We start from the raw sequence: 3,622 nt of genomic DNA, 5'->3' as shown, positions 1-3,622 counted from the left end.
ACTATGCTGTATCGCTCGACGGACTGCCGCTGTCGTCGTGGCGCTCCCGTGGTGAACCTGGCCCATAGTGCTTCCTTCCATTCCGATGAAAAGATTGCACCATCAAAACCCGGGACCAAACACCTAGGCCATCATGATTCCATCAGATTGGCACAAACCCATCAATCACAATCTTGTGAAATTACTCAACTTATTTTCAGTCAGACATTCAGAAAACGGGCGTTTGCAATTCGGCATCAGTTCGAGATATTCGTGTATCAATCTCGTAAAACATAGAAGGGATTGTAGATCATGGTTGTTCAGCGTCCTCTCTCCCTCGAGCAAATAGCCCTGTTCGACCAGTGGTGGCAGGCTGCGAACTATCTCTCGGTTGCCCAGATCTATCTGCTCGACAACGCCCTGCTGCGCGAGCCGCTGAAGATCGAGCACGTCAAGCCCCGCCTGCTTGGCCATTTCGGTACCACGCCGGGACTGACCCTGCTTTATCTGCACCTGAACCGTATTATCAAGGAACGTCAGAAAAGCGTGCTCTTCATCGCGGGGCCTGGCCATGGCGCTCCCGGCGTCGTGGCAGCGACCTATCTGGAAGGGACCTATAGCGAGTACTTCCCCGAGATTTCCCAGGATGTCGAGGGCGTAGGCCGTTTGGTCAAGCAGTTCTCGTTCCCCGGCGGTATTCCCAGCCACGTGGCTGCGACTACCCCTGGCTCCATCCATGAAGGCGGCGAACTCGGCTATTCGATCTCTCACGCCTATGGTGCAGCACTCGACAATCCCGATCTGATCGTCGCCTGCGTAGTGGGCGATGGTGAGGCTGAAACCGGCCCGCTCGCGACGTCGTGGCACAGCAACAAGTTCCTCGATCCGCGTAACGACGGTGCCGTCCTCCCGATCCTGCATCTGAATGGATACAAGATCGCCAATCCGACCGTTCTGGCTCGTATTCCTGAAGCCGAGCTGCTCGATCTGTTCCGCGGCTACGGCTACGAACCGATCATTGTGGCAGGGGATGATCGCGACACGGTGCATCAGCTCATGGCCCACGCCATGGATGTCTGTTTCGACAAGATCGCCGAGATCCAGAAGCGCGCTCGTACGGAAAACAATGCCGAGCGTCCCACCTGGCCCATGATTATCATGCGCACCCCCAAGGGCTGGACTGGCCCCAAGGAAGTGGACGGCCAGCGTTGTGAGGGCTATTGGCGCGCTCATCAGGTGCCGCTGACCGATATCGAGAAGCCGGGTCACCTGAAGATTCTCGAAGACTGGATGCGTAGCTACAAGCCCGAGACGCTCTTCGACGAAAACGGTCGCCTCCGCGCCGAGATCGCCGCGCTGGCGCCGGAGGGGACGCTGCGTATGAGCGATAACCCGCATGCCAATGGCGGGCAGCTGCGTCGCCCCCTGCGTATGCCGGATATCGAGACCCATGCGCTTGACGTTCCGTCTCCGGGTGCCGTGCAGGGCGAAAGCACCCGTATTCTCGGATCATGGCTGCGTGACGTCATGAAGATGAATCTGGAGAGCCGCAATTTCCGCGTGTTGTCGCCGGATGAAAACAATTCGAACCGTCTCAACGATGTGCTCGAGGTGACCAATCGCGCCTGGGTTGCAGAGACGCTCTCTTATGACGACCATCTGGCGGCAGACGGGCTGGTCATGGAGATCCTGAGCGAACACACGATCCAGGGCTGGCTGGAGGGGTATCTGCTCACCGGTCGTCACGGTTTCTTCTCGTGCTACGAGGCCTTCGTCCATCTCGTGGATTCGATGGTCAACCAGCACGCGAAGTGGATCAAATCGGCCAAGGAAGTCCAGTGGCGCCGTCCGATCGCCTCGCTGAACTATCTGCTGACCTCGCATGTCTGGCGTCAGGACCATAACGGCTTCAGCCATCAGGATCCGGGGTTCATGGATCACGTGGTGAACAAGAAGGCCGATATCGCCCGCGTGTATCTGCCGCCCGATGCCAACACCCTGCTTTACGTGGCCAAGCACTGCCTTGAGAGCTGGGACCGCATCAACGTGATCGTGGCAGGCAAGCAGCCGGAGCATCAGTGGCTTGATATCGATGCCGCCATCGCGCATTGCAGCCAGGGTATCGGCATCTGGCAATGGGCCAGCAACGACAAGGGGTATGACCCTGACCTCGTGATCGCGTCTGCGGGCGATGTACCGACGGTCGAGGCGCTGGCCGCAGTGCAATTGCTGCGCGAACACGCCCCCGACATCAAGGTACGCTTTGTGAATGTGGTCGATCTGATGACGCTCCAGTCACCGAGCGAGCATCCGCACGGTCTGGACGACGTGACGTTCGACAACCTGTTCACGAAGGACAAGCCGGTTCTCTTTGCTTTCCACGGCTACCCGCAGCTCGTGCATCGCCTGATCTATCGTCGGAGCAACCGGGCGAACTTCCACGTCCATGGGTTCCGCGAGGAAGGCACGACGACTACACCGTTCGACATGACGGTGCGGAACAATCTGGATCGCTTCCACATCATTCTCAACGCTGTGCGTCGTGTTCCCGCCCTCTCAGGTCATGCGGCCTATGTCACGCAGATGATCAACGACAAGCTCGTTGAGCATAAGCGGTACATCGCGCAATACGGCGAAGACATGCCGGAAATCCGCAACTGGCAGTGGCGGGAGGTATAGGGGTAAGGTCTAGGATGGGATGCACGCATTTTATGCTATATACTTCTTCCTTTTGTCGGGAAAGAGGGAAGAAACGGTCGTAAATAGTGGAGAATTATTTTGGGATATGATATTACTATCGCCGGTCGCTTCAGGGCTATGTTCGGTACTTTCTGACCATTCAGGAGTATTGCCTCTGGCACGTCGCCAAATCAATCATTTCTCTTACTCCTTCTTGGGCGATAGATTCCTTCCATTGTCGTCTGGCCATGCAGCTAGTCGGGAGAACATATGGCGATTGTGATGATCGAAAACGGTGTCGTTTTTCTGAAAGCGCCGTTCCACCCTGATCTGGGGTTCAGGGCGCGGCTACTTCGGGGACGCTGGACCCCGGACGCCAATGCCTGGAGTTTCGAGCGGGAATACGAGCACAATGTGCGCAGCCTCTGCATGTCCCTCTGGGGCGTGGATGGTTATCCCGAACGTTTTGAGGATCTGGTCGCTCTCGAGATCATTGTCTGTGAATCCAGCACACCCACAGAGCCCTTTTATCGCGCCAATGTCGATCTTTATCTCGGAGGCCGCCACCTTGCTGGAGTTCTCAGAAAGCCCCGTATCGCGCGGGTCGGCAAACAAGTGACTTACATCAAGGGTGGTCCGATTTTCCAGAAGGAGGGCTGCGGTTGGTGGCTTCAGATCCCCGCAGGAACTCATTTCGTGGTCCATGATGTACCACGCATGGCCGTGCCCTTTTTTGAGCGTTGTCTGGAGGGACGGGGCGTGCTCCGGTTGGTGGATCCGACCGATAAGGCGTACAAGGCAGGGTAAGTCGCGACCTGGATTGTTAGTAAGGCGTCTTAGAGCATAATCTGACCTGACGGAGTCGTTTTGGGATTCCCATTGTTCTGGAAATCTGATTCATGCTTCCTGCCGGGCGGGAGGCCGGCGTGCATGACCCGAGCCCTGTCGACCGACCTTCGCCAAC

Annotated in this window: 3 protein-coding genes; all 3 read left to right on the top strand. The window is 57.1% G+C overall.

The genetic code is table 11. The features are described 5' to 3' along the window. Positions 1-276 (top strand): hypothetical protein (locus tag F3J08_RS17055; RefSeq protein WP_205207133.1); only part of this gene is annotated, 276 nt, incomplete at its 5' end. A 15-nt stretch (positions 277-291) separates the two neighbouring features. After that, positions 292-2,658, top strand: a complete 2,367-nt coding sequence (locus F3J08_RS16660) for a phosphoketolase (RefSeq protein ID WP_166931853.1) — start codon at positions 292-294, stop codon at positions 2,656-2,658. Between the two features lie 270 nt (positions 2,659-2,928). Then, positions 2,929-3,465, top strand: coding sequence for a hypothetical protein (locus F3J08_RS16655; RefSeq protein ID WP_166931850.1), 537 nt, complete (start codon positions 2,929-2,931; stop codon positions 3,463-3,465). Positions 3,466-3,622 lie beyond the last annotated feature (157 nt).

This window comes from Asaia sp. As-1742, from assembly GCF_011753235.1.
In the GTDB taxonomy this organism is placed as follows: Bacteria; Pseudomonadota; Alphaproteobacteria; order Acetobacterales; family Acetobacteraceae; genus Asaia; species Asaia bogorensis_B.
The sequence above is the reverse complement of the archived record's forward strand: the minus strand, read 5'-3'. Positions and strand labels throughout refer to the sequence as shown.

Coding starts and splice junctions, on each gene's coding strand:
- F3J08_RS16655 (WP_166931850.1), top strand. CDS start 2,929: ATGGCGATTGTGATGATCGAAAACGGTGTCGTTTTTCTGAAAGCGCCG.
- F3J08_RS16660 (WP_166931853.1), top strand. CDS start 292: ATGGTTGTTCAGCGTCCTCTCTCCCTCGAGCAAATAGCCCTGTTCGAC.